Origin of the sequence: Comamonas sp. GCA5, from assembly GCF_036541385.1 — a bacterium.
GTDB classification, from domain to species: Bacteria; Pseudomonadota; Gammaproteobacteria; order Burkholderiales; family Burkholderiaceae_C; genus Comamonas; species Comamonas aquatica.
The window spans coordinates 23,801-43,717 of sequence record NZ_JAZHFR010000027.1 but is presented as its reverse complement, the minus strand read 5'-3'; the positions used below and the strand labels follow the sequence as shown (position 1 = coordinate 43,717).

Here is a 19,917-nt window from a genome sequence, read left to right as displayed (position 1 = left end):
CCGCCGGGGTGGCCGAGCGCGAGGCCAAGTCCGAGGCCGAGCGCGCCCAGCGCGTGCAGGCGCTGCAGGACAAGCAAAAGGCGGCCGAGGCGCGCCGCGCCCGTGGCGCAGAACCGCGCCGTGGCGAACCCTTGCCCACTCCCAAGGGCTTGCCGCAGCCCTAAAAAAGAGGAGCTGTTGGCGCAAGCCTATCGCGCGTTTCACATGGTTTTATAGGTGATTCGCCTACAAAACCTGCGCAACCAGCTCACTTTTTATTGAAAACACCTTGCTGCCCCTGAACCTGCACGACCAAGTGGCCGCCGCCTTTGTCCAGGATGGCTGGCTGGCGCGTGCAGAGCCGCACTTTCGCCCACGCCCTGGCCAGACGGCCATGGCCCTGGCCGTGGCGCGCACCGTGGAAGACGGCGGCGTGCTGGTGGTCGAGGCGGGCACCGGCGTCGGCAAGACTTTCTCCTACCTGGTGCCAGCCCTGCTCAGCGGCCAGCGGGTGCTCATTTCCACGGCCACCAAGGCGCTGCAGGACCAGCTGTTCCTGCGCGATGTGCCGCGCCTGGTCCAGGCCCTGGGCCTGCCCCTGCGGGTGGCGCGGCTCAAGGGGCGTTCCAGCTACCTGTGCTTGCACCGCCTGGGCCAGGTGCACCAAAGCCGGGTGCCGCTGGACCCGCAGGTGCTGCGCGCCGTGGCGCGGGTGCAGGACTGGTCGCACGGCACCCGCAGCGGTGATCTGGCCGAGCTGCCGGGCTGGGTGGAAAACTCTACCGTCGCGGCCATGGTGACGTCGACCAAGGACAACTGCGTGGGCAGCGCCTGCGCCCACTGGGAGCAGTGCCACGTCAACACCGCACGCGCCCAGGCCCTGGCCGCCGATGTGTGCGTGGTCAATCACCACCTGTTCTTTGCCGACATGGAGGTGCGCGATTCCGGCGTGGCGCAGTTGCTGCCCTCGGCCGGCGTCGTGGTGCTGGACGAGGCTCACCAGCTCAATGAAACCGGCATCCAGTTTGCCGGCTGGACCCTGGGCACGCGCCAGCTGCAGGGCTATATCAAGGATGTGCTGGCCGATGTGACCCTGCATGCGCGCGGGCTGGCCGACTGGATGCAGCTGCTGGCGCAGCTGGAGCAGGCCATCAATGCCTGGCGTGCCGTCGGGGGTGCATGCCCGTCCGGCAGTCGTCTGCGCTGGCTGGGCGTGGCGCCGGAAGACTTGCCTGAGGCCAGCTGGCGCCAGGGGCTGCATGCCGTGGGCCAGGCCCTGCGCGCGCTGCTGCTGGCCTTGGCCAAGGTGGCGGAAACCGCCCGCGCCCTGCTGCCGCTGTACGAGCGCGGTGCGCGCCTGCTGTCCCAGCTGGCCAGCTTTGCCCAGCCGGTGCCCGATGACGCCGTGCGCTGGCTGGAAGTGACGCGCCAGCACCTGAAGCTGATGGAGTCGCCGCTGAGCATTGCGCGGCTGATGCGCGCGCACATGGAACCCGAGGCGCAGGAAGAGGGGGGCACGCCGCCGGCGGCACCCCGCGCCTGGATCTTCACCTCGGCCACGCTGGGGGATGACGCGGACCTGCGCTGGTTCGCGGAAACCTGCGGCCTGCGCTCGGCCCAGGTGCTCAAGGTGGACAGCCCCTTCGACTATGCCCGGCAGGCGGTGCTGTACGTGCCCGAAGACATGCCCGAGCCCGCGCAGCAGGCCGCCCACAGCGCCGCCGTGGCGCAGCTGGCGGCCGAAGGGGCTCTGGCGCTGGGCGGGCGCACGCTGGTGCTGACCACCACGCTCAAGGCGCTGGACAGCATTGGCCAGCACCTGCAGCAGCGCTTGGGCCTGCTGGAGCCGGTGGATGTGCTGGTCCAGGGGCAAAGCCCGAAGCATGTGCTGATGGAGCGCTTTCGCGCTGGCACTGTCCAGGGGCGCGGTTGCGTGCTGGTGGCCTCGTCGACCTTCTGGGAGGGGGTGGATATTCCGGGCGATGCGCTGCAGCTGGTGGTGATCGACAAGCTGCCATTTCCGCCGCCGGACGATCCGCTGGTGGAGGCGCGTACGCGCCAGCTGGAGGCCGTGGGGCGCAGCCCCTTTGCCGACTACATGCTGCCGGAGGCGGCCATGGCCTTGAAGCAGGGCGCGGGCCGCCTGATCCGGCGTGAAACCGACCGCGGCATCCTGGTGGTGGCCGATGTGCGCCTGCGCACCAAGGCCTATGGCCGGCGGCTCGTCCAGGCCTTGCCGGCGATGCACCGGATTGGTTCGGCCGCGGCCTGGCGCCAGGCCCTGGGCCGGTTGGCTGAGGGGGCATCGCCGGTCGAGGAGGTCTGACGGGCAGCTGCGCGGTGCCCGGCTGTGCGCCGTCTGCTTGCTCCGCAGCCGTCAATGGGGAGCCCGAAAAGCAAAATGCCCGCGTGGTAGCGGGCATTGGGGCAAGCTGGTTGGGCTTGCGGTATTTGGTAGGCGCGATTGGATTCGAACCAACGACCCCCACCATGTCAAGGTGGTGCTCTAACCAACTGAGCTACGCGCCTGTGTTTGTTCGAAGCACAAACTATAGCAGCTTTCTAAGTGCCTTCCGGGCAAATGCGCAAAAATTTCCAGTGAAAAAAGGGTGGTGCGCTGGGCGGTCCACCCAGGTCATCACCAGAGTTTCCACCAGGGGCCTTTTTTCTGGGTGGTCTTGGTGGCGTCGGGCGCATTCGCAAAGTTGGCTTCGCGCACGCGCTTGGCGTCGTCGCGCAGGTCGTTCATGCCCAGCTTGTCGTAGGAGTTGACGAGGATGTCCAGCGCTTCCTGGCTGGCGGGCACGCCCTGGTAGTCGGCCAGCGCGCTCTGGGCGCGGGCGATCGCAGCCACATAGGCACCACGGTTGTAGTAGTAGTGGGCCACGTGCACCTCGTACTGCGCCAGCGAGTTGATGATGTAGGTCATGCGCTGGCGGGCATCGGGGGCGTAGCGCGAAGCCGGGAAGCGGCTGGTCAGCTCATGGAAGGACTCGTAGGAGTCCTTGGCAGCCTTCTGGTCGCGCTCGGACAGGTCCTGGCGCGACAGCCAGGCGAACATGCCCAGGTTGTCGTTGAAGTTCACCAGACCCTTGAGGTACAGCGCGTAGTCGATGGCGGGGCTGGTGGGGTGCAGGCGGATGAAGCGGTCCAGCGTGGCATGGGCCTGCTCTTTTTCACCGGCCTTGTACTGGGCGTAGGCCTTCTCGATCTGGGCCTGCTGGGCCAGCGGGGTGCCTGCAGCGCGACCTTCCAGCTTTTCGAACAGCGGCACGGCCTTGTCGAAGGCGCCGGCCGTGGCTTCGTCCCGGGCCTCGGTGTAGATGCGATCGGGGGACCAGTTTGCTGTGGGGTCTTCTTTGGTCGAAGAGCAACCAGCCAGCAGGCCGGCTGCAAACGCAGCAGCAAGAACAGGTCGTGAAATACGCAGCATGACAAACAGCTTTCGGGCAGAAGTTGAAACGAGTTCCGAGTCGGGCCGCCCAGGGACAGCCCGCAATCCGTAATGTGAGGTGCATTGTATAGGGCTAAATCTGGTCTCCCGAAAGCGCGTGGCCTCCGTGAATGGCTGTGGGCATGGCGGTGGCTTGGTCAAGGAGGCTCCGTCTTTTTCTACAATCTGCCCCATATGTTTGTTCACTTGCGCCTGCACACCGAGTTCTCCGTCGTCGATGGAACTTGTCGTATCAATGACGTTATCAACGCTGCGGCGGCGGACAGCCAGCCCGCGCTGGCCATTACCGATCTGAACAACCTGTTCGGGGCGCTGAAGTTCTACAAGGCCGGCCGGGGCAAAGGCGTGAAGCCCATCCTGGGCGCGGAGCTCAACATGGAGGGGCTGGCGGGCGGGCCCACGAGCCGGGTGCTGGTGCTGGTGCAAAGCCAGCATGGCTACCACAACCTGTCGGAAATTCTGGCGCGGGGCTGGACCGGCAATGTCTCCAAGGTCCAGGCGCAGCCGTTTTTCAAATGGGAGTGGTTGCAGGAGCTGGGCGAGGGCCTGCTGCTGCTGTCCGGGGCGAACGCCGGGCCGATCGGTCAGGCCTTGCTGCGGGGGGACTCCCAGGGCGCGGCGGACATGGCGCTGCAGCTGGCGAGCATGTTCCCGCACCGCTTTTACCTGGAGTTGCAGCGCGCCGGGCGCAGCGAGGATGAAAAGCTGGTGATGCAGACTGTGCAGTTGGCGGCGCGCCTGCACCTGCCAGTGGTGGCCACGCACCCGATCCAGTTCTACAAGCCTGCGGATTACGAATCCCACGAAACGCGGGTGTGCATTTCCGAAGGCGAGGTGCTGGGCAACCCCAAGCGGGTGCGCCGGTTCACGCGGGAGCAGTATTTCAAGAGCAGCGCCGACATGGAGCAGCTGTTCGCCGACATTCCCTCGGCCATCGAGAACACGGTGGAAATCGCCCGCCGCTGCAGCGTCTCCCTGCTGCTGGGCAAGTATTTCCTGCCGGACTTCCCCACGCCGAACGGCATGTCGATCACGGACTACTTCCGCCATGCCTCGTTCGAGGGGCTGGAAGAGCGCCTGGTGCTGCTGTTCCCCGATGTCGCCGTGCGCAACGCCAAGCGCCCGCAGTACGTGGAACGTCTGGAGTTTGAGCTGGGCATCATTTTGAAGATGGGCTTTCCCGGCTACTTCCTGATCGTGGCGGACTTCATCAACTGGGCCAAGAACAACGGCTGCCCGGTGGGCCCGGGCCGTGGCTCGGGGGCGGGCTCGCTGGTGGCCTATGTGCTCCAGATCACGGACCTGGATCCCATCCATTACAACTTGCTGTTTGAACGTTTCCTGAACCCCGAGCGGGTTTCCATGCCCGACTTCGACGTGGACTTTTGCCAGGCCAACCGCGACCGGGTGATCGACTACGTGAAGGACCGCTACGGCCGCAATGCGGTCAGCCAGATCGCGACCTTCGGCACCATGGCCGCACGGGCGGTGATCCGCGACGTGGGCCGGGCCATGGACATGAGCTACACCTTCTGTGACGGCATCTCCAAGCTGATCCCGAACAAGCCGGGCCTGCATGTCACGCTGAAGTACCCGCCCAATCCCAAGAAGGAGGGCGACAAGTACACCTATGCGATCGAGGCGGAGCCCGTGCTGGCGCAGCGCATCGAGCAGGAGGAAGACGTCAAGAACCTGATCGAGCTGGCGCAAAAGCTCGAAGGCATGACCCGCAACATCGGCATGCACGCCGGGGGTGTGGTGATCGCACCGGGCAAGCTGACGGATTTTTGCCCCTTGTACCAGCAGCCGGGCAGCGATTCGGCCGTGGCGATGTTCGACAAGGACGACGTGGAGCAGATTGGCCTGGTGAAGTTCGACTTCTTGGGCCTGGCCACGCTGACCATCCTGGAGATCGCGCGCGAGTTCATCATGAAGCGTCACAAGGGCCAGGAGCACTTCCGCTTCGAGGAAATCCCGCTGGACGACTACCCGACCTACAAGCTGTTCCAGGAGGGCAAGACCGAGGCCGTGTTCCAGTTTGAATCGCGCGGCATGCAGGGCATGTTGCGCGATGCCAAGCCGTCGCGCCTGGAAGACCTGATCGCGCTGAACGCGCTGTACCGTCCCGGCCCCATGGACCTGATCCCGTCCTTCGTGGCGCGCAAGCACGGCCGCGAAGAGATCGAGTACCCGCACCCGCTGGTGGAGCAGGTGCTGGCCGAAACCTACGGCATCATGGTCTACCAGGAGCAGGTGATGCAGACGGCCCAGGTGCTGGGCGGTTACTCGCTGGGCGGCGCCGACTTGCTGCGCCGGGCCATGGGCAAGAAGAAGGTGGAGGAAATGGTCAAGCACCGTGCCACCTTCTGCGAGGGCGCGGCCAAGCAGGGCATCGATGAGCACAAGGCCGGTGAAGTGTTTGATCTGATGGAGAAATTCGCGGGTTACGGCTTCAACAAGTCGCACGCGGCCGCCTATTCGCTGCTGGCCTACCACACCGCCTGGCTCAAGGTGCACTACACGGCGGAGTTCTTCTGCGGGAATATGACCGTGGAAATGGACAACACCGACAAGCTCAAGGTGCTGTACGAAGATGCCCTGAAGATGGGCATGAGCTTCGAGATGCCCGACGTCAACCGCGGCATGTACCGCTTTGAGCCCGTCACGGACCAGGTCATCCGCTATGGCCTGGGCGCGATCAAGGGCACGGGCCAGCAGGCGATCGAAGCCATCATCGCCGCGCGCGAAGGCCAGGGCGTGGGTCCGGACGGACATGTCAAGGGACCCTTCAAGAGCCTGTGCGACTTCTGTGCGCGCGTGGACCGCAGCAAGCTGAACAAGCGCACGCTGGAGGCCCTGATCAAGGCAGGGGCCTTCGACAGCATCCACCTGGACCGCGCGGCCCTGGTGGCCTCGGTCGACCATGCGTTCGAGTACGCGAACGCCCAGCTGGCGAATGCCAACCAGGGCGGCCTGTTCGACATGATGGGCGACGATGCCCAGGGCTCCAGCAACCAGGAACCCGCTTTGGCCGAAGTCCTACCCTGGGGCGTCAAGGAGCGCCTGACGCAGGAAAAGCTGGCGGTGGGTTTTTACCTGTCGGGCCACCTGTTCGACGAGGTGGAGCACGAGGTGCGCAATTTCCTGCGCACCCCGCTGAGCGAGCTGGGCGACAGCCGCGAGCCGCAGTTGCTGGCCGGTATCGTGAGCGACCTGCGCGTGATCAACGGCCAGCGCGGCAAGCTGTGCCTGTTCAAGCTGGACGACAAGACTGCGGTGCTGGAAGCCTCGGTGGACGAGGCCACGCTGAATGCGCACAGTGATCTGCTCAAGGATGACGAGTTCGTAGTGCTCAGCGGCCGCGTGCAGCACGACCACTTCAGTGGCGGCCTGCGCATCAAGGCGCAGAACGTGTTCAGCCTGGCCGATGCGCGCTGCCGCTTTGCGCGCTATCTGCAGGTGGATGCCGCCCACAAGCTGCCGGATGTGCAGCGCCTGCTGCGGGAGTTCCCGGCACAGCGCGAGGTCACGCCGGAGGGCGAACTGCGGCGCGGCCTGCGCGTGCGCCTGGGCGTGCGCTGCGAAGCTGACGGCATGACGGCCTTGGCCGAAGTCGATCTGGGCGAGCAGCACAAGTTCTACCCCAGCGATGCGGCCCTGGCGGCATGGCGCGCCGAAGTCGGCACGGCCAGCTGCCAACTGGTGTGGCGCAACGCTTGAGGCAGTTCCTCCTCAGACCCCATGTAGGCCTGCAGCTTGCAGTGTCCTACATGATGTTTCTTGAAATATCCCTAATCGGTCCCAACTCAGCCCAGGAAGAATGAGCTTGGGCAGATCGCTAGAATGAAATTCATGGCTACCCCACCAATCCCGCACCGCCCCGCCTCGCCTGACCCCATCTCTCGGGAGGACGATGACCAGGCCGTGGTGCTGGAGCGGCGCACGCAAAAGCTGGCGCCACCCCCGATGTACCAAGTAGTCATGCTGAATGACGACTTCACACCGATGGAGTTCGTGATCGTGGTGTTACAGGAATTCTTTGGCAAAGACCGGGAACAGGCGACGCAAATCATGCTCAAAATCCATCTGGATGGACGGGGCGTGTGTGGCGTTTATTCCAGGGACATTGCAGCCACCAAGGTGGACCAGGTGATGCAAGCAGCCCAGCAGGCGGGACATCCGTTGCAAGCTGTCAGCGAGCCTATTGAATAAATGGCAATTGCCCCGACCTACCAAGTCAGTCAAGTAACCCGCAAGCACAAAGGAGCGAACGCATGATTGCCCAAGAACTGGAAGTCAGCTTGCACATGGCGTTTGTTGAAGCGCGTCAACAACGTCACGAATTCATAACCGTGGAGCACCTGCTGCAGGCCCTGCTGGACAACCCCAGTGCGTCCGATGTCCTGCGCGCCTGCTCCGCCAACATTGATGACCTGCGTGCCTCTCTGAGCAACTTCATCAAGGACAACACCCCCCAGGTCGCCGGCACGGAAGAGGTCGACACGCAGCCCACGCTGGGTTTCCAGCGGGTGATCCAGCGCGCGATCATGCACGTGCAGTCCACCGGCAACGGCAAGAAAGAGGTGACAGGCGCCAACGTGCTGGTCGCCATCTTTGGCGAGAAGGACTCCCACGCCGTCTACTACCTGCACCAGCAGGGGGTGACGCGCCTGGACGTGGTGAACTACATCGCCCACGGCATCCGCAAGAGCGATCCGCCCGAGCCCGCCAAGTCCGACAACGGCATGGAGGGCGAAGAAGCATCCATGGGCAACGAGCGTTCCGAGAAGGCGTCGCCGCTGGAGCAGTACACGCTGAACCTGAACCAGGCGGCCAAGGATGGCAAGATCGACCCGCTGATCGGCCGTGACTATGAGGTCGAGCGCACCATCCAGATCCTGTGCCGCCGCCGCAAGAACAACCCGCTGCTGGTGGGTGAGGCCGGCGTGGGCAAGACCGCGATTGCCGAGGGCCTGGCCTGGCGCATCACCGAGGGCACGGTGCCCGAAGTGCTGTCCGAAGCCGTGGTCTATTCGCTGGACATGGGCGCGCTGCTGGCGGGTACCAAGTACCGCGGCGACTTCGAGCAACGCCTCAAGGGTGTGCTCAAGACCCTCAAGGAAAAGCCCAATGCCATCCTGTTCATCGACGAGATCCACACCCTGATCGGTGCCGGTGCGGCCTCGGGTGGCACGCTGGATGCGTCCAACCTGCTCAAGCCAGCTCTGTCCAGCGGCCAGCTCAAGTGCATTGGCGCCACCACGTTCACCGAATACCGCGGCATCTTCGAGAAGGACTCGGCCCTGTCGCGCCGCTTCCAGAAGGTGGATGTGGTTGAGCCGACCGTCCCAGAGACGATTGAAATCCTCAAGGGCCTTAAGCCCCGCTTCGAAGAGCACCACGGCGTGAAGTACGCGACCGAGGCACTGCAGGCGGCAGCCGAGCTGTCGGCCAAGTACATCAATGACCGCCACCTGCCCGACAAGGCCATTGACGTGATCGACGAGGCCGGTGCCGCCCAGCGCGTGATGGAAGTCAGCAAGCGCAAGGGCACGATCGGCCGCCTGGAGGTTGAGGAAATTGTGGCCAAGATCGCCCGGATTCCCCCTGCCAACGTCTCCAACGACGACCGCAGCAAGCTGCAGACGCTGGAGCGCGACCTCAAGAGCGTGGTGTTCGGTCAGGACAAGGCCCTGGAAGTGCTGGCCAGCGCCGTCAAGATGGCGCGCTCCGGCCTGGGCAAGCCCGAGAAGCCAATTGGCTCCTTCCTGTTCTCCGGCCCGACCGGTGTCGGCAAGACGGAAGCCGCCAAGCAGCTGGCCTACATCCTGGGGGTGGACTTGATCCGCTTCGACATGTCCGAGTACATGGAGCGCCATGCCGTCAGCCGCCTGATTGGTGCACCTCCGGGCTATGTGGGCTACGACCAGGGTGGTCTGCTGACCGAGGCCATCACCAAGAAGCCGCATTCGGTGCTGCTACTGGATGAAATCGAGAAGGCGCACCCCGACATCTTCAACGTGCTGCTGCAGGTCATGGACCACGGCACGCTGACAGACAACAACGGGCGCAAGGCCGACTTCCGCAACGTGATCATCATCATGACCACGAACGCCGGGGCCGAGACCATGCAGAAGGCGACCATCGGCTTCACGACACAGCGCCAACCCGGCGACGAAATGGGCGACATCAAGCGCCTGTTCACGCCCGAGTTCCGCAACCGCCTGGACGCCATTGTCAGCTTCAAGCCGCTGGACGAACAGATCATCCTGCGCGTGGTGGACAAGTTCCTGCTGCAACTGGAGCAACAGCTGGCCGAGAAGAAGGTGGAAGTCACCTTCACCGACAAGCTGCGCAAGCATCTGGCGGCCAAGGGCTTCGATCCTTCGATGGGCGCACGCCCGATGCAGCGCCTGATCCAGGACACCATCCGCCGCTCGCTGGCCGACGAACTGCTGTTCGGTCGTCTGGTCAACGGTGGTCGCCTGGAAGTGGACTGGGATGCTGCCGCCAACAACGGCGTGGGCGATGTGCTGCTGGAGATCAGCAGCGTGCCGCAGGCGGAGACCAAGTCCGAGCCCGCCGAGCCTGAAGAGGCGGCCGCTGCAGACTGAGCGTCTGGCGCGCAGCCAAAAGCCGACAGTGTTCGCACTGTCGGCTTTTTTTGTGTCGGCAAGGCGGTGGCTACCGGGCAGGCAGGCTACAGTCTGTGCCCATATCAGAAGGAGGAGATGTGGACGCGATATCACCCTGGTTGACGCGCGAGCATGTCGTCGGACTGCTGTCCATCCTCTGGCCTGCCTATGTGGCCGTGGTCGGGGTGTGGATCGTTCTCCAGCGCCGCGCGCCGGTGGCCACGCTCAGCTGGTTGCTGTCAATGGCGGTGATTCCGGTGCTGGGGCTGGTGATCTATTACTTCCTGGGCCCACGGCGGCTCAAGCGCCAGCGTCTGCGGCGCCTGCGCAGCCGCCGCCGTTCGCGCGTGCGCGGCAGCATGGCGCGGCTCAAGGAGAAGGTGCCGCAAGCCCCCGAGCGCCTGCACCAGGTGGTCAAGCTGGTGGCCGCGGCCACGAATTTCCCCGTCAGCACCGCCGACCGGGTCGAGCTGCTGGTGGGCGGCGCCGCCACCTTCGACAGCATCCTGGCGGCCGTGCGCCAGGCGCGCCAGCACATCCATCTGGAATACTACATTTTCGAGCCCGACCAGACCGGGCTGGGCTTGATCGCGGCGCTGTGTGAGAAGGCGCGCGAAGGCGTGGCTGTGCGCCTGCTGGTGGACGCCCTGGGTTCCAAGCGCCTGGCGCGGCGGCATTACGCGCCGCTGGAGGCCGCGGGCGGCGAGGTGGCGCTTTTCCACCCCACACGCCTGGGGCGGAGCGTGCGGCCGGTGATCAATTTCCGCAGCCACCGCAAGATCGTGGTCATCGACGGGCGCATCGGCTACACCGGTGGCGTGAACATCACCAACGAGGAGGACAAACGCATCCAGTCCGATGCCTACCACGACGTGCACGTGCGGCTGGAGGGGCCGGTGGTCAACTGGCTGCAGACGGTGTTTCTCGAGGACTGGTCCTATGCGCTGGACTACAACCGCAAGACCGAACCCCGCGATTGGGAGGCCCTGCTGCCCGAGCTGCCCGACGGCGACCAGGTGGTGCAGATCATGACCTCGGGCCCGGACAGCAACATGGAGGCCATCCACCGCGTGCACGTTGCAGCCATCCATGCCGCGCACCAACGCGTGTGGTTGACCACGCCGTACTTCGTGCCCACCGAGGCGGCCATGCTGGCGCTCACCAATGCCGCATTGCGCGGCGTGGACGTGTGCCTGCTGGTGCCGGAAAAATCGGATTCGCGCATCGTCACCGCTGCGGCGCGCTCCTACTTTGACGAGCTGATTGCCTGCCGCGTCAAGGTGTACGAGTACCACGCCAGCATGCTGCACTCCAAGACCATGCTGGTGGACGACATGGTGGGCATCATCGGCACGGCCAATTTCGACAACCGCAGCTTCCGTCTGAACTACGAGGTCTGCGCCGTGGTCTATGGCGAAAGTTTTGCCGCCAAGCTGGAGCAGCAGTTCTACGAAGACCTCCAGCACGCCCGGCGCGTGGGCTATGCACGGCCCCAGCACTTCCTGCAGCGCCTGGGCGACTCGCTGGCGCGGCTGTGCTCGCCGCTGTTGTAGCGGCTGCTATTTATCCAGGAGCTTCTTGCGCTCGGTAAATAAGGATTTCCGGCTGAAAAGGCTCGGAAAGCCAGATAAATCCAGCGCAGGCCGCTCTCTCTTTGGCAGAAGCTGGCGTGCGGCATACTCGCAGCATGGCTGAACACACCTTCCTCTGGCACGACTACGAAACCTTTGGTGCCAACCCCCGCTATGACCGGCCCGCGCAGTTCGCGGCCATCCGCACGGACCTGGAGCTCAACGAAATCGGCGAGCCGCTGATGTGCTACTGCCAGCCCGCGCCGGACTACCTGCCCAGCCCCGAATCCTGCCTGATCACCGGCATCACCCCCCAGCAATGCCTGGAGCAAGGCCTGCCCGAGGACGCCTTTGCGCGCCAGATCGAGGCCGCCTTCACCCAGCCCGGCACCGTCGGCGTGGGCTACAACACCATCCGCTTTGACGACGAGGTGACGCGCTTCCTGTTCTGGCGCAACCTGATCGACCCGTATGCGCGCGAATGGCAGAACGACTGTGGCCGCTGGGACCTGCTGGATGTGGTGCGCATGGTTTACGCCCTGCGCCCCGAGGGCATCCAGTGGCCGACCAAGGAAGACGGCAGCCCCAGCTTCAAGCTCGAGGACCTGGCCCGTGCCAACGGCCTGCTGCACGACCAGGCCCACGACGCACTCAGCGATGTGCGCGCCACCATCGCGCTGGCGCGGCTGATCCGCGAGCGCCAGCCCAAGCTGTTTGAATTTGCCTTCGGTCTGCGCAAGAAAGACAAGGTGCTGCACGAAATGGGCCTGCCGGCCGAGCAGTTCGACGCGCGCCCCTTCCTGCATGTCTCCGGCATGATCCCGCCGCAGCGCGGCTGCATTGCCGTGATGTGGCCGCTGGCCCAGCACCCGACCAACAAGAACGAGGTCATCTGCTGGGACCTGAACGCCGACCCGGCCGAGCTGGCCAGCCTGGACGCCGACACCCTGCGCCTGCGCATGTTCACCAAGGCGGCCGAGCTGCCTGAGGGCGTCACGCGCCTGCCGATTAAGGGCATCCACATCAACAAGTCGCCCATGGTGGTGCGCAACCTCAAGACGCTGACGCCCGAAATGGCGGCGCGCTGGGGCATCGACATGGACACCTGCCTGGCGCACGCCGTCACCGCGCGGGCGCTGCCCGACATGAGTGCGTTGTGGAAGCAGGTCTACAGCCGTCTCGAAGGCCATGGCCCGCAGGATGTGGACCAGGACCTGTACAACGGCTTTGTCGGCCCGGCCGACCGCCGCCGCCTGACCCAGCTGCGCGCGCTGAAGCCGCAGGAGCTGGCTGTGGACCGCACCGGCTTTGACGATGCGCGCCTGGCCGAGCTGGTGTTCCGCTGGCGCGCCCGCAACTGGCCTGACAGCCTGAGCGAGCAGGACACTGCCCGCTGGCAGCAGCGCTGCGCTGCTGCGCTGATCGATGGGCAGGGCGGCGCCCGCACGGCCGCCCAGATGTTTGCCCAGATCGACGCCCTGTCGGAAACCCTGGAAGACGAACGCTCCGAAGACATCCTGGGCGCGCTCTACGACTGGGCCGAAGCCATCGTGCCCGAGCAGTGAAACGCCGGAGGGCGTTGAATTTGTGAAGAAAATGGCTGCTGGCGCAGACCTGGCAAGCGCTTACAGCTATCAAAATTGGGGATTGTGTGGCCTGCGGCTGGGTGGGCAAGCGCCCGGCCTGCCAGCGCACCGCCGTCGAAGGGCACGGCGCCAGGCATGATTACCCCAGGACCAACCATCCCAGGCCTGGGAAGTTCCGCCTCCGTGGCGCGGCTTGCAGCGAACTCGGCACACCAGCGGGCGCTGCATGGCCACCGCCACCCGCCTCGGCCATGGACCGGGCCATGTCCTGCCCTGCGGCTGCATGCCCAGGGCCTGCCAGCGCACGCACGATGCACCGCTGCTGCCCGCGGCACCCACATCCTCCTGCGCCGGTCGCTGTCGGCTGGCGAATTCAAAAGCAAGACCCGGAGTGCTGGAAGCGGGCGCGGCATCTACAGTGTCGACATGCAGTTTTTGGATGAAAGGCGTGACCATGTCGAAGCAGACTGAGGCGCTGGCACAGGCCGTGGTGTCCGATCCCCGCTGGGCCGTGGTCGTCGCGCGCGACCGGCAGGCCGATGGGCAGTTCTTTTACGCAGTCAAGACGACGGGGGTGTACTGTCGTCCCTCGTGCGGCGCCCGTACACCGCGGCCTGAGAACGTGGGTTTCTTCCAGACGCGTACGGCGGCCGAGCAGGCCGGCTTTCGCCCCTGCAAGCGCTGCAAGCCCGAGCAGCCGCCACAGCGGGTCCAGCACGCGGACCTGGTGGCCCGGCTGTGCCGTCACATCGCCGCGGCCGAGACGCCGCCCAGCCTGCAGGAGCTGGCCCAACTGGCCCAGATGAGCAGTTTCCATGTGCACCGGGTGTTCCAGGCCGTCACCGGCGTGACGCCCAAAGCCTATGCCACCGCGCTGCGCGCCGAGAGGGTGCGGGCGGAGCTGGGGCGCGCCAGCTCGGTCACGCAGGCCATCTACGAGGCGGGCTACAACTCGAGCGGTCGTTTCTACGACGCTTCGCAGCAACTGCTGGGCATGGCGCCATCCACCTACCGGGGCGGCGGGGCGCAGGTGACGATCCGCTTTGCCATCGGCGAATGCTCGCTGGGGGCCATCCTGGTGGCCGCCAGCGCGCGCGGCCTCTGCGCCATCCTGATGGGCGACGATCCGGAGGCATTGGTGCGGGACCTGCAGGACCGCTTCCCGAAGGCGGAGTTCATCGGCGGCGATGCCGAATTCGAGCAATGGATGGCCCAGGTGGTCGGTTTTGTCGAAATGCCCAAGCTGGGCCTGGACCTGCCACTGGATGTGCGCGGCACGGCCTTCCAGCAGCGCGTCTGGCAGGCGCTGCGCGACATTCCTGTGGGGCAGACCGCCAGTTACACCGACATTGCCCAGCGCATTGGTGCGCCCCAGGCCGTGCGTGCCGTGGCCGGGGCCTGCGCGGCGAATGCGCTGGCGGTGGCCATTCCCTGCCACCGCGTGGTGCGGACCGATGGCAGCCTGTCGGGCTACCGCTGGGGGGTGGAGCGCAAGCGCGCCTTGCTGGCGCGGGAGGCCACGCAATGAGTGTGGGGGCGGTGGAGCGTCTTTCGCAGCGCCTGGCCGCGGTGGACTGGGCGGCACTTGGCGCAGCGCTGCACCTCCACGGCAGCGCCGTGATCCCGCAGTTGCTGGCACCGCAGGACTGCCGCGCCCTGGCGGCGCTGTATGCGCAGGATGCGCCGTTCCGCAGCCGTGTGGTGATGCAGCGCCATGGCTTTGGCAGAGGGGAGTACAAGTACTTTGCGGCCCCCTTGCCGGATCTGGTGGCCAGCTTGCGCAGCAGCGTCTACGCCCGGCTGGCACCGGTGGCCAACGATTGGTACGCCCGGATGGGCCTGGCACCGCGCTTTCCCACAGCGCACGCCGACTTTGTGGCGCGCTGCCATGCGGCCGGGCAGTGGCGACCGACGCCCCTGCTGCTGCAGTACCAGGCCGGTGATGACAACTGCCTGCACCAGGACCTGTATGGCGAGCACGTCTTCCCCCTGCAGATGGTGGTGCTGCTGGCGCAGCCGGGCCAGGATTTCACGGGCGGGGAACTGGTGCTGACCGAGCAGCGGCCACGGATGCAGTCGCGCGTCGACGTGCTGTCCCTGTGCCAGGGCGATGCCGTGGTGTTTGCGGTGCAGCAGCGCCCCGTGGCGGGCACGCGTGGCAGCCACCGGGTTCGCATGCGGCATGGTGTGTCGCGCATCCGCTCCGGGGTGCGCCATGCGCTGGGCATCATCTTGCACGACGCTGCCTAGGCCTGCGCGCTATTCCCATTTTCTACATACCCCGTGCCGCCCATGTCCACCGCATTCACCCTCACGCTGGCGCTGCCCGCTGGCTTTCGGCCGCAGGACATCCTGGCCTTCCACCGGCGCGATCCGCAGCCCACCGCGGAACGGGTGGGCGATGCTGAACTGGAAAAAGGCCTGCTCTGGTGGACCTCGGCCGCCCGGTTGTCGCTGCGCTTCACACCCCAGCAGGTGCATGCCGACTTGCACGTCGATGGCATAGCGCCCGACAGTGACCAGGCGCTGCTGGCCGCCATGGTGGGCCGCATGCTGGGCCTGCCGCAGCAGGTGGAGGCGTTTGAGCTGTGCCATGCGCAGCACCCCCAACTGGGGGCGCTGATCGCCCGCCACCCGGGCTTGCGTGTGCCGGTGGCCGCGACCCCGTTCGAGGCGCTGACCTGGGCCATCACCGGCCAGCAGATCAGCGTGGCTGCGGCGGTCTCGCTGCGCCGCAAGCTGATTTTGGCCACCAATCTGCGCCACAGCAGCGGCTTGCGCTGCTACCCCGGGGCTGAACAGATCGCCGCGCTGCCGCCGCAAGCGCTGCGCCAGGCGGGGTTTTCGGCCGCGAAGACCCAGACCTTGCAGGCGGTGGCCGATTTGGTGGCTGAGGGTGCGGTGCCGCTGGACGCCTGGGCGCTGCACTTTCCTGGCGAGCAGGCCGTGAGGGAACAACTGCTGGCCATCCGTGGCATCGGCCCATGGACCGTGAACTACACTTTGCTGCGCGGTTATGGCTGGCTGGACGGGTCGCTGCATGGCGATGCGGCGGTACGCCGTGGACTGCAAACGCTCTGGGGGCGGCCGGACAAGGTCAGCCAGCAAGAGGCCGAGGACTGGCTGACCCCATTCTCGCCATGGCGTGCGCTCGTGGGGGCCCACCTCTGGGCGGCGCAATCGTCAACGGCCTACTGAAGGCGCGGTGAAGGAAGACGGGTCAAACCGCGGCGCGCCGCCAGCTTTGGCTGGCGTGCGGTCTCGTCCTAGTTGGGGATGTGCTGCCCGCAAACACTGTCACCGCAGGCAAAGGAATCGGTACGGAGTGACTGGCGTCTTGGTGTCCCAGCCATCTGCGGGATTAGGGCTTGAAAAGCAGCGGGGGATGCGGCTGCCTGCAAGCCACAGCCCTGTGCGACAGATGCTGCGATGAAAAAAGGAGGCTGCTGCCTCCCTTGTGCGTGTGGTCCTCGCGGGCGCTTCAGGCCGCCACAGGCTCTGCCATGCCTTGGTGGCGCAGCAAGGCGTCCAGCTGGGGTTCGCGGCCGCGGAAGGCTTTGAAGTTGTCCATGGCGCTGCGGCTGCCGCCCATTTCCAGAATGTTGTGCAGGTACTTCTGCGCCGTGGTCTGGCTGGTGCTGCCGTCGGAGCCCTGGGTTTCTTCGAAGGCCGCATAGGCGTCGGCGCTCAGCACCTCGGCCCACTTGTAGCTGTAATAACCTGCCGCATAGCCACCGGCAAAAATGTGGCTGAAAGTGTTAGTGGAACGGTTGTAGGCGGTCGTGGGCAGCACGGCCACTTCAGCGCGCACCTGTTGCAGCAGGGCGTTGTAGTCGGCGTCGGGCTGGTGCTCGGTATGCAGCAGCATGTCGAACAGCGCAAACTCGACCTGGCGCAGCGTCCCCATGCCCGCCTGGAAGTTCTTGGCGGCGATCATCTTGTCGTACAGGGCGCGCGGCAGAGGCTCACCGGTCTCCACATGGGCGGTCATGTGGCGCAGCACATCCCATTCCCAGCAGAAGTTTTCCATGAACTGGCTGGGCAGCTCCACCGCATCCCATTCCACGCCGTTGATGCCGGACACATCCTTTTCGTTCACCTGGGTCAGAAGGTGGTGCAGGGCGTGGCCGGATTCGTGGAACAGGGTGATCACGTCATCGTGCGTCAGCAGCGCGGGCTTGCCATCCACGCCGTCGGCGAAGTTGCAGACCATGTGGGCCACGGGCGTCTGCAGCAGGCCGGTGTCGGGGCGCAGCCAGCGGCTGCGCACATCGTCCATCCAGGCGCCGCCGCGCTTGCCCTTGCGCGCGGGCTGGTCCAGGTAGAACTGGCCCACGGTCTGGCCCTGGCGCTCCAGGCGGTAGAACTGCACAGCAGGGTGCCAGACGGCGGCTGTGTCACGGCTGATCTTCACATCGAACAGGGTCTCGATGATCTTGAACAAGCCATCCAGCACCTTGGGGGCCGTGAAGTACTGTTTGACTTCCTGCTCGCTGAAGGCATAGCGCGCTTCCTTGAGCTTTTCGGCAATGTAAGTCCAGTCCCAGGGCTGTGGATCACTCAGTCCAAGTTCCTTGGCGGCAAACGCGCGCAGGTCGGCCACGTCTTTTTCGGCGTAGGGGCGCGCACGCTGTGCCAGGTCGCGCAGGAAGCCGATGACCTGCTGGGGCGACTGGGCCATCTTGGGGACCAGCGAGACTTCGGCGAAGTTGGCGTAGCCCAGCAATTGGGCCTCTTCCAGGCGCAGGGCCAGGATTTCCTTGATCAGGGGGGCGTTGTCGTATTGCACGGCGTCGCCTTCGGCTTGGTCGGAAGCGCGCGTGACGTAGGCGCGGTAGAGCTTCTCGCGCAAGGCGCTGCTGTGCGCAAACTGCATCACCGGCAGGTAGCAAGGCATCTTCAGCGTGAGCTTGTAGCCGTCCTTGCCCTCGGCCTGGGCGGCGGCGCGGGCAGCCTGGGCCACGTCGGCTGACACACCGTCCAGCTCGGCTTCTGTGGCGTAATAGGCCCAGGTGTCTGTGGCATCCAGGGTGTTTTCGCTGAACTTTTGCGCCAGCTCGGCGGCGCGCTCCTGGATCTTGGCAAAGCGCTCGCGTGCCGCGCCCTGCAGTTCGGCACCCGACAGCACGAAGCCGCGCAGGGCATTGGCGTGGGCCTTTTTCTGCTCGGCCGTCAGGCTGTTCACGTCAATGGCCTTGTACTTGGCGTACAGGCGCTCGTCGGCACCCAGATTGGTCCAGAACTCGGTGATCTTGGGCAGCACCTCGTTGTAGGCGGCGCGCAATTCGGGGCTGTCGGCCACGCTGGACAGGTGGCTGACCGCGCTCCAGGCCATGCCCAGCTTCTCGGTGGCGACATCCAGTTCCTGGGCGATGGCATTCCAGTCGGCCGGGAAATCGGGGGCCGTCACCGTTTCCAGGGCCGCGCTGGCACGTGCCATCAAGGCCTCGATGGCGGGAGCGACGTCCGGCGGGGTGATGCGGTCGAACAACGGCAGGCTGGCAGTTTCAAGCAAAGCATTGGTCATGCCTGCTATTTTGCGCCATCCGTACAGGTTTCAAGGTGGTGTTCGAACACGACCACGGCGTTGCGTCCGTGTAATTTGGCCTGGTACAGCGCCTGGTCTGCGCGCTGGATCAGCCGTGCGGGCTCGGTGCCATGGGCGGGGAACAGCGCCAGCCCGCAGGACAGGGTGGTCGACAGGGATGGGCCCTCGACCCGCAACTGCTGCACGGCGAAGTCTTGGCGCAATTGCTGGGCCCGGGCCAACGCGGCGTCCAGCGTGACTTCGGTGAGCAGCAGCAGGAACTCGTCACCGCCATAGCGGCAGGCCGTATCACCCGCCCGGCAATTGCGCAGCAACAGCTGGGCCAGGGTCTGCAGCAACTGGTCGCCCACGGCATGGCCGTGGCGGTCGTTGATCTGCTTGAAATGGTCGATGTCCAGCAGCAGCACGGCCGCACCCGAGCCCATCACGGCGCAGCGCTGCAGCTGCAGCTGCATGGTTTCATCGAGGTGGCGGCGGTTGTATAGGCCGGTCAGCGGATCGCGCAGGGCCAGCTCCGTCAGCTGGGTCTGCAGCCGGTGGTTGGCTTCGAGCTGCTGGCGCAGCTGGGCACGGTGGCGGTGCAAGGACGTGGCGCGCAGGTAGGCGTCGTAGGCGAAGGCCAGGATGTACAGGCCGAGCGTGAACATGCTCAGGCCCGTGGTCAGCAAGCTGGTGTCGGCCTGCCAGGGGGTGGGATGCAGCCCTTGCATCACCGCGATGCCAAGTGCCATGCACAGCGTGGCCTGGACCCAGCCGCGAAAGCTTGCAAACACCAGCAGGTTCATGCTGACGCCGATGTACATGGTGAAGGTGATCCACAGCGGCAGGCCCAGAAAGCTGCACCACAGTCCGAAGCCCAGGGCATCGAGCAGCATGTTGCGCACTTCGACCTGCCGCTGGCGCTGCTGGGGCAGGCGCCGGGTCAGCAGGTAGAGCACATGCGGATACACCACGAATTGCAGCACCAGCAGCAGCCAGGCGATGGGGCCGGGCTGCCGGCCTGCCATGTGCGAGGCCACGGTCAGCGCCAGCAGGACGAAGCAGATCGACCGGTTTTTCCAGTTCATCCGGACGATCCAGTGGACGCCCGAGGTGGGTGCGATGGAGTCTGGCTGCATGCTTGCCCCTTTGTGGTGGTATTCGC

Annotated in this window: 12 protein-coding genes and 1 tRNA gene; 9 read left to right on the top strand and 4 right to left on the bottom strand. The window is 65.5% G+C overall.

Annotation, left to right across the window (positions count from 1 at the left end; translation table 11 throughout):
• Positions 1 to 271: 271 nt before the first annotated feature.
• Entirely contained in the window at positions 272 to 2,305 is a 2,034-nt protein-coding gene (locus tag SJH88_RS08860; protein WP_274754249.1) for a DNA repair helicase YoaA, read from the top strand.
• Positions 2,306 to 2,431: 126 nt separating this feature from the next.
• Here SJH88_RS08860 and SJH88_RS08855 read toward each other — a convergent pair.
• Positions 2,432 to 2,508: transfer RNA gene (locus SJH88_RS08855), tRNA-Val, on the bottom strand.
• Between the two features lie 109 nt (positions 2,509 to 2,617).
• On the bottom strand, positions 2,618 to 3,412 hold the full coding sequence (locus SJH88_RS08850; RefSeq protein WP_274754246.1) for an outer membrane protein assembly factor BamD: 795 nt from the start codon (positions 3,410 to 3,412) through the stop codon (positions 2,618 to 2,620).
• Between the two features lie 195 nt (positions 3,413 to 3,607).
• On the opposite strand from SJH88_RS08850, the gene dnaE reads away from it, so the two are divergent.
• The 8 genes from dnaE to SJH88_RS08810 all read left to right on the top strand — a co-directional run bounded on the left by dnaE (position 3,608) and on the right by SJH88_RS08810 (position 16,423).
• Positions 3,608 to 7,153 (top strand): DNA polymerase III subunit alpha, encoded by a 3,546-nt coding sequence (dnaE, locus tag SJH88_RS08845; RefSeq protein WP_274754245.1) that lies wholly within the window; start codon positions 3,608 to 3,610, stop codon positions 7,151 to 7,153.
• A gap of 132 nt (positions 7,154 to 7,285) precedes the next feature.
• Positions 7,286 to 7,645, top strand: a complete 360-nt coding sequence (gene clpS / locus SJH88_RS08840) for an ATP-dependent Clp protease adapter ClpS (protein ID WP_225890621.1) — start codon at positions 7,286 to 7,288, stop codon at positions 7,643 to 7,645.
• 62 nt (positions 7,646 to 7,707) lie between these two features.
• On the top strand, positions 7,708 to 10,047 hold the full coding sequence (gene clpA / locus SJH88_RS08835; RefSeq protein WP_274754244.1) for an ATP-dependent Clp protease ATP-binding subunit ClpA: 2,340 nt from the start codon (positions 7,708 to 7,710) through the stop codon (positions 10,045 to 10,047).
• Between the two features lie 119 nt (positions 10,048 to 10,166).
• Positions 10,167 to 11,621, top strand: coding sequence for a cardiolipin synthase (gene cls, locus SJH88_RS08830; RefSeq protein ID WP_274754243.1), 1,455 nt, complete (start codon positions 10,167 to 10,169; stop codon positions 11,619 to 11,621).
• Between the two features lie 134 nt (positions 11,622 to 11,755).
• Positions 11,756 to 13,204, top strand: coding sequence for an exodeoxyribonuclease I (gene sbcB / locus SJH88_RS08825; protein WP_154163872.1), 1,449 nt, complete (start codon positions 11,756 to 11,758; stop codon positions 13,202 to 13,204).
• A gap of 475 nt (positions 13,205 to 13,679) precedes the next feature.
• Positions 13,680 to 14,753 (top strand): bifunctional DNA-binding transcriptional regulator/O6-methylguanine-DNA methyltransferase Ada, encoded by a 1,074-nt coding sequence (gene ada / locus SJH88_RS08820; RefSeq protein ID WP_274754242.1) that lies wholly within the window; start codon positions 13,680 to 13,682, stop codon positions 14,751 to 14,753.
• Entirely contained in the window at positions 14,750 to 15,475 is a 726-nt protein-coding gene (locus SJH88_RS08815; protein ID WP_274754241.1) for a 2OG-Fe(II) oxygenase, read from the top strand. Before ada ends, SJH88_RS08815 begins: the two co-directional genes overlap by 4 nt.
• Positions 15,476 to 15,517: 42 nt before the next feature.
• Entirely contained in the window at positions 15,518 to 16,423 is a 906-nt protein-coding gene (locus SJH88_RS08810) for a DNA-3-methyladenine glycosylase 2 (protein ID WP_274754240.1), read from the top strand.
• Between the two features lie 283 nt (positions 16,424 to 16,706).
• Here the strand turns inward: SJH88_RS08810 and SJH88_RS08805 are convergent, their stop codons facing one another.
• Positions 16,707 to 18,752: a M3 family metallopeptidase gene (locus SJH88_RS08805; protein ID WP_274754239.1), complete on the bottom strand. Its 2,046-nt coding sequence runs from the start codon at positions 18,750 to 18,752 to the stop codon at positions 16,707 to 16,709.
• 5 nt (positions 18,753 to 18,757) lie between these two features.
• Positions 18,758 to 19,891, bottom strand: a complete 1,134-nt coding sequence (locus SJH88_RS08800) for a sensor domain-containing diguanylate cyclase (RefSeq protein WP_274754238.1) — start codon at positions 19,889 to 19,891, stop codon at positions 18,758 to 18,760.
• Positions 19,892 to 19,917: the final 26 nt, after the last annotated feature.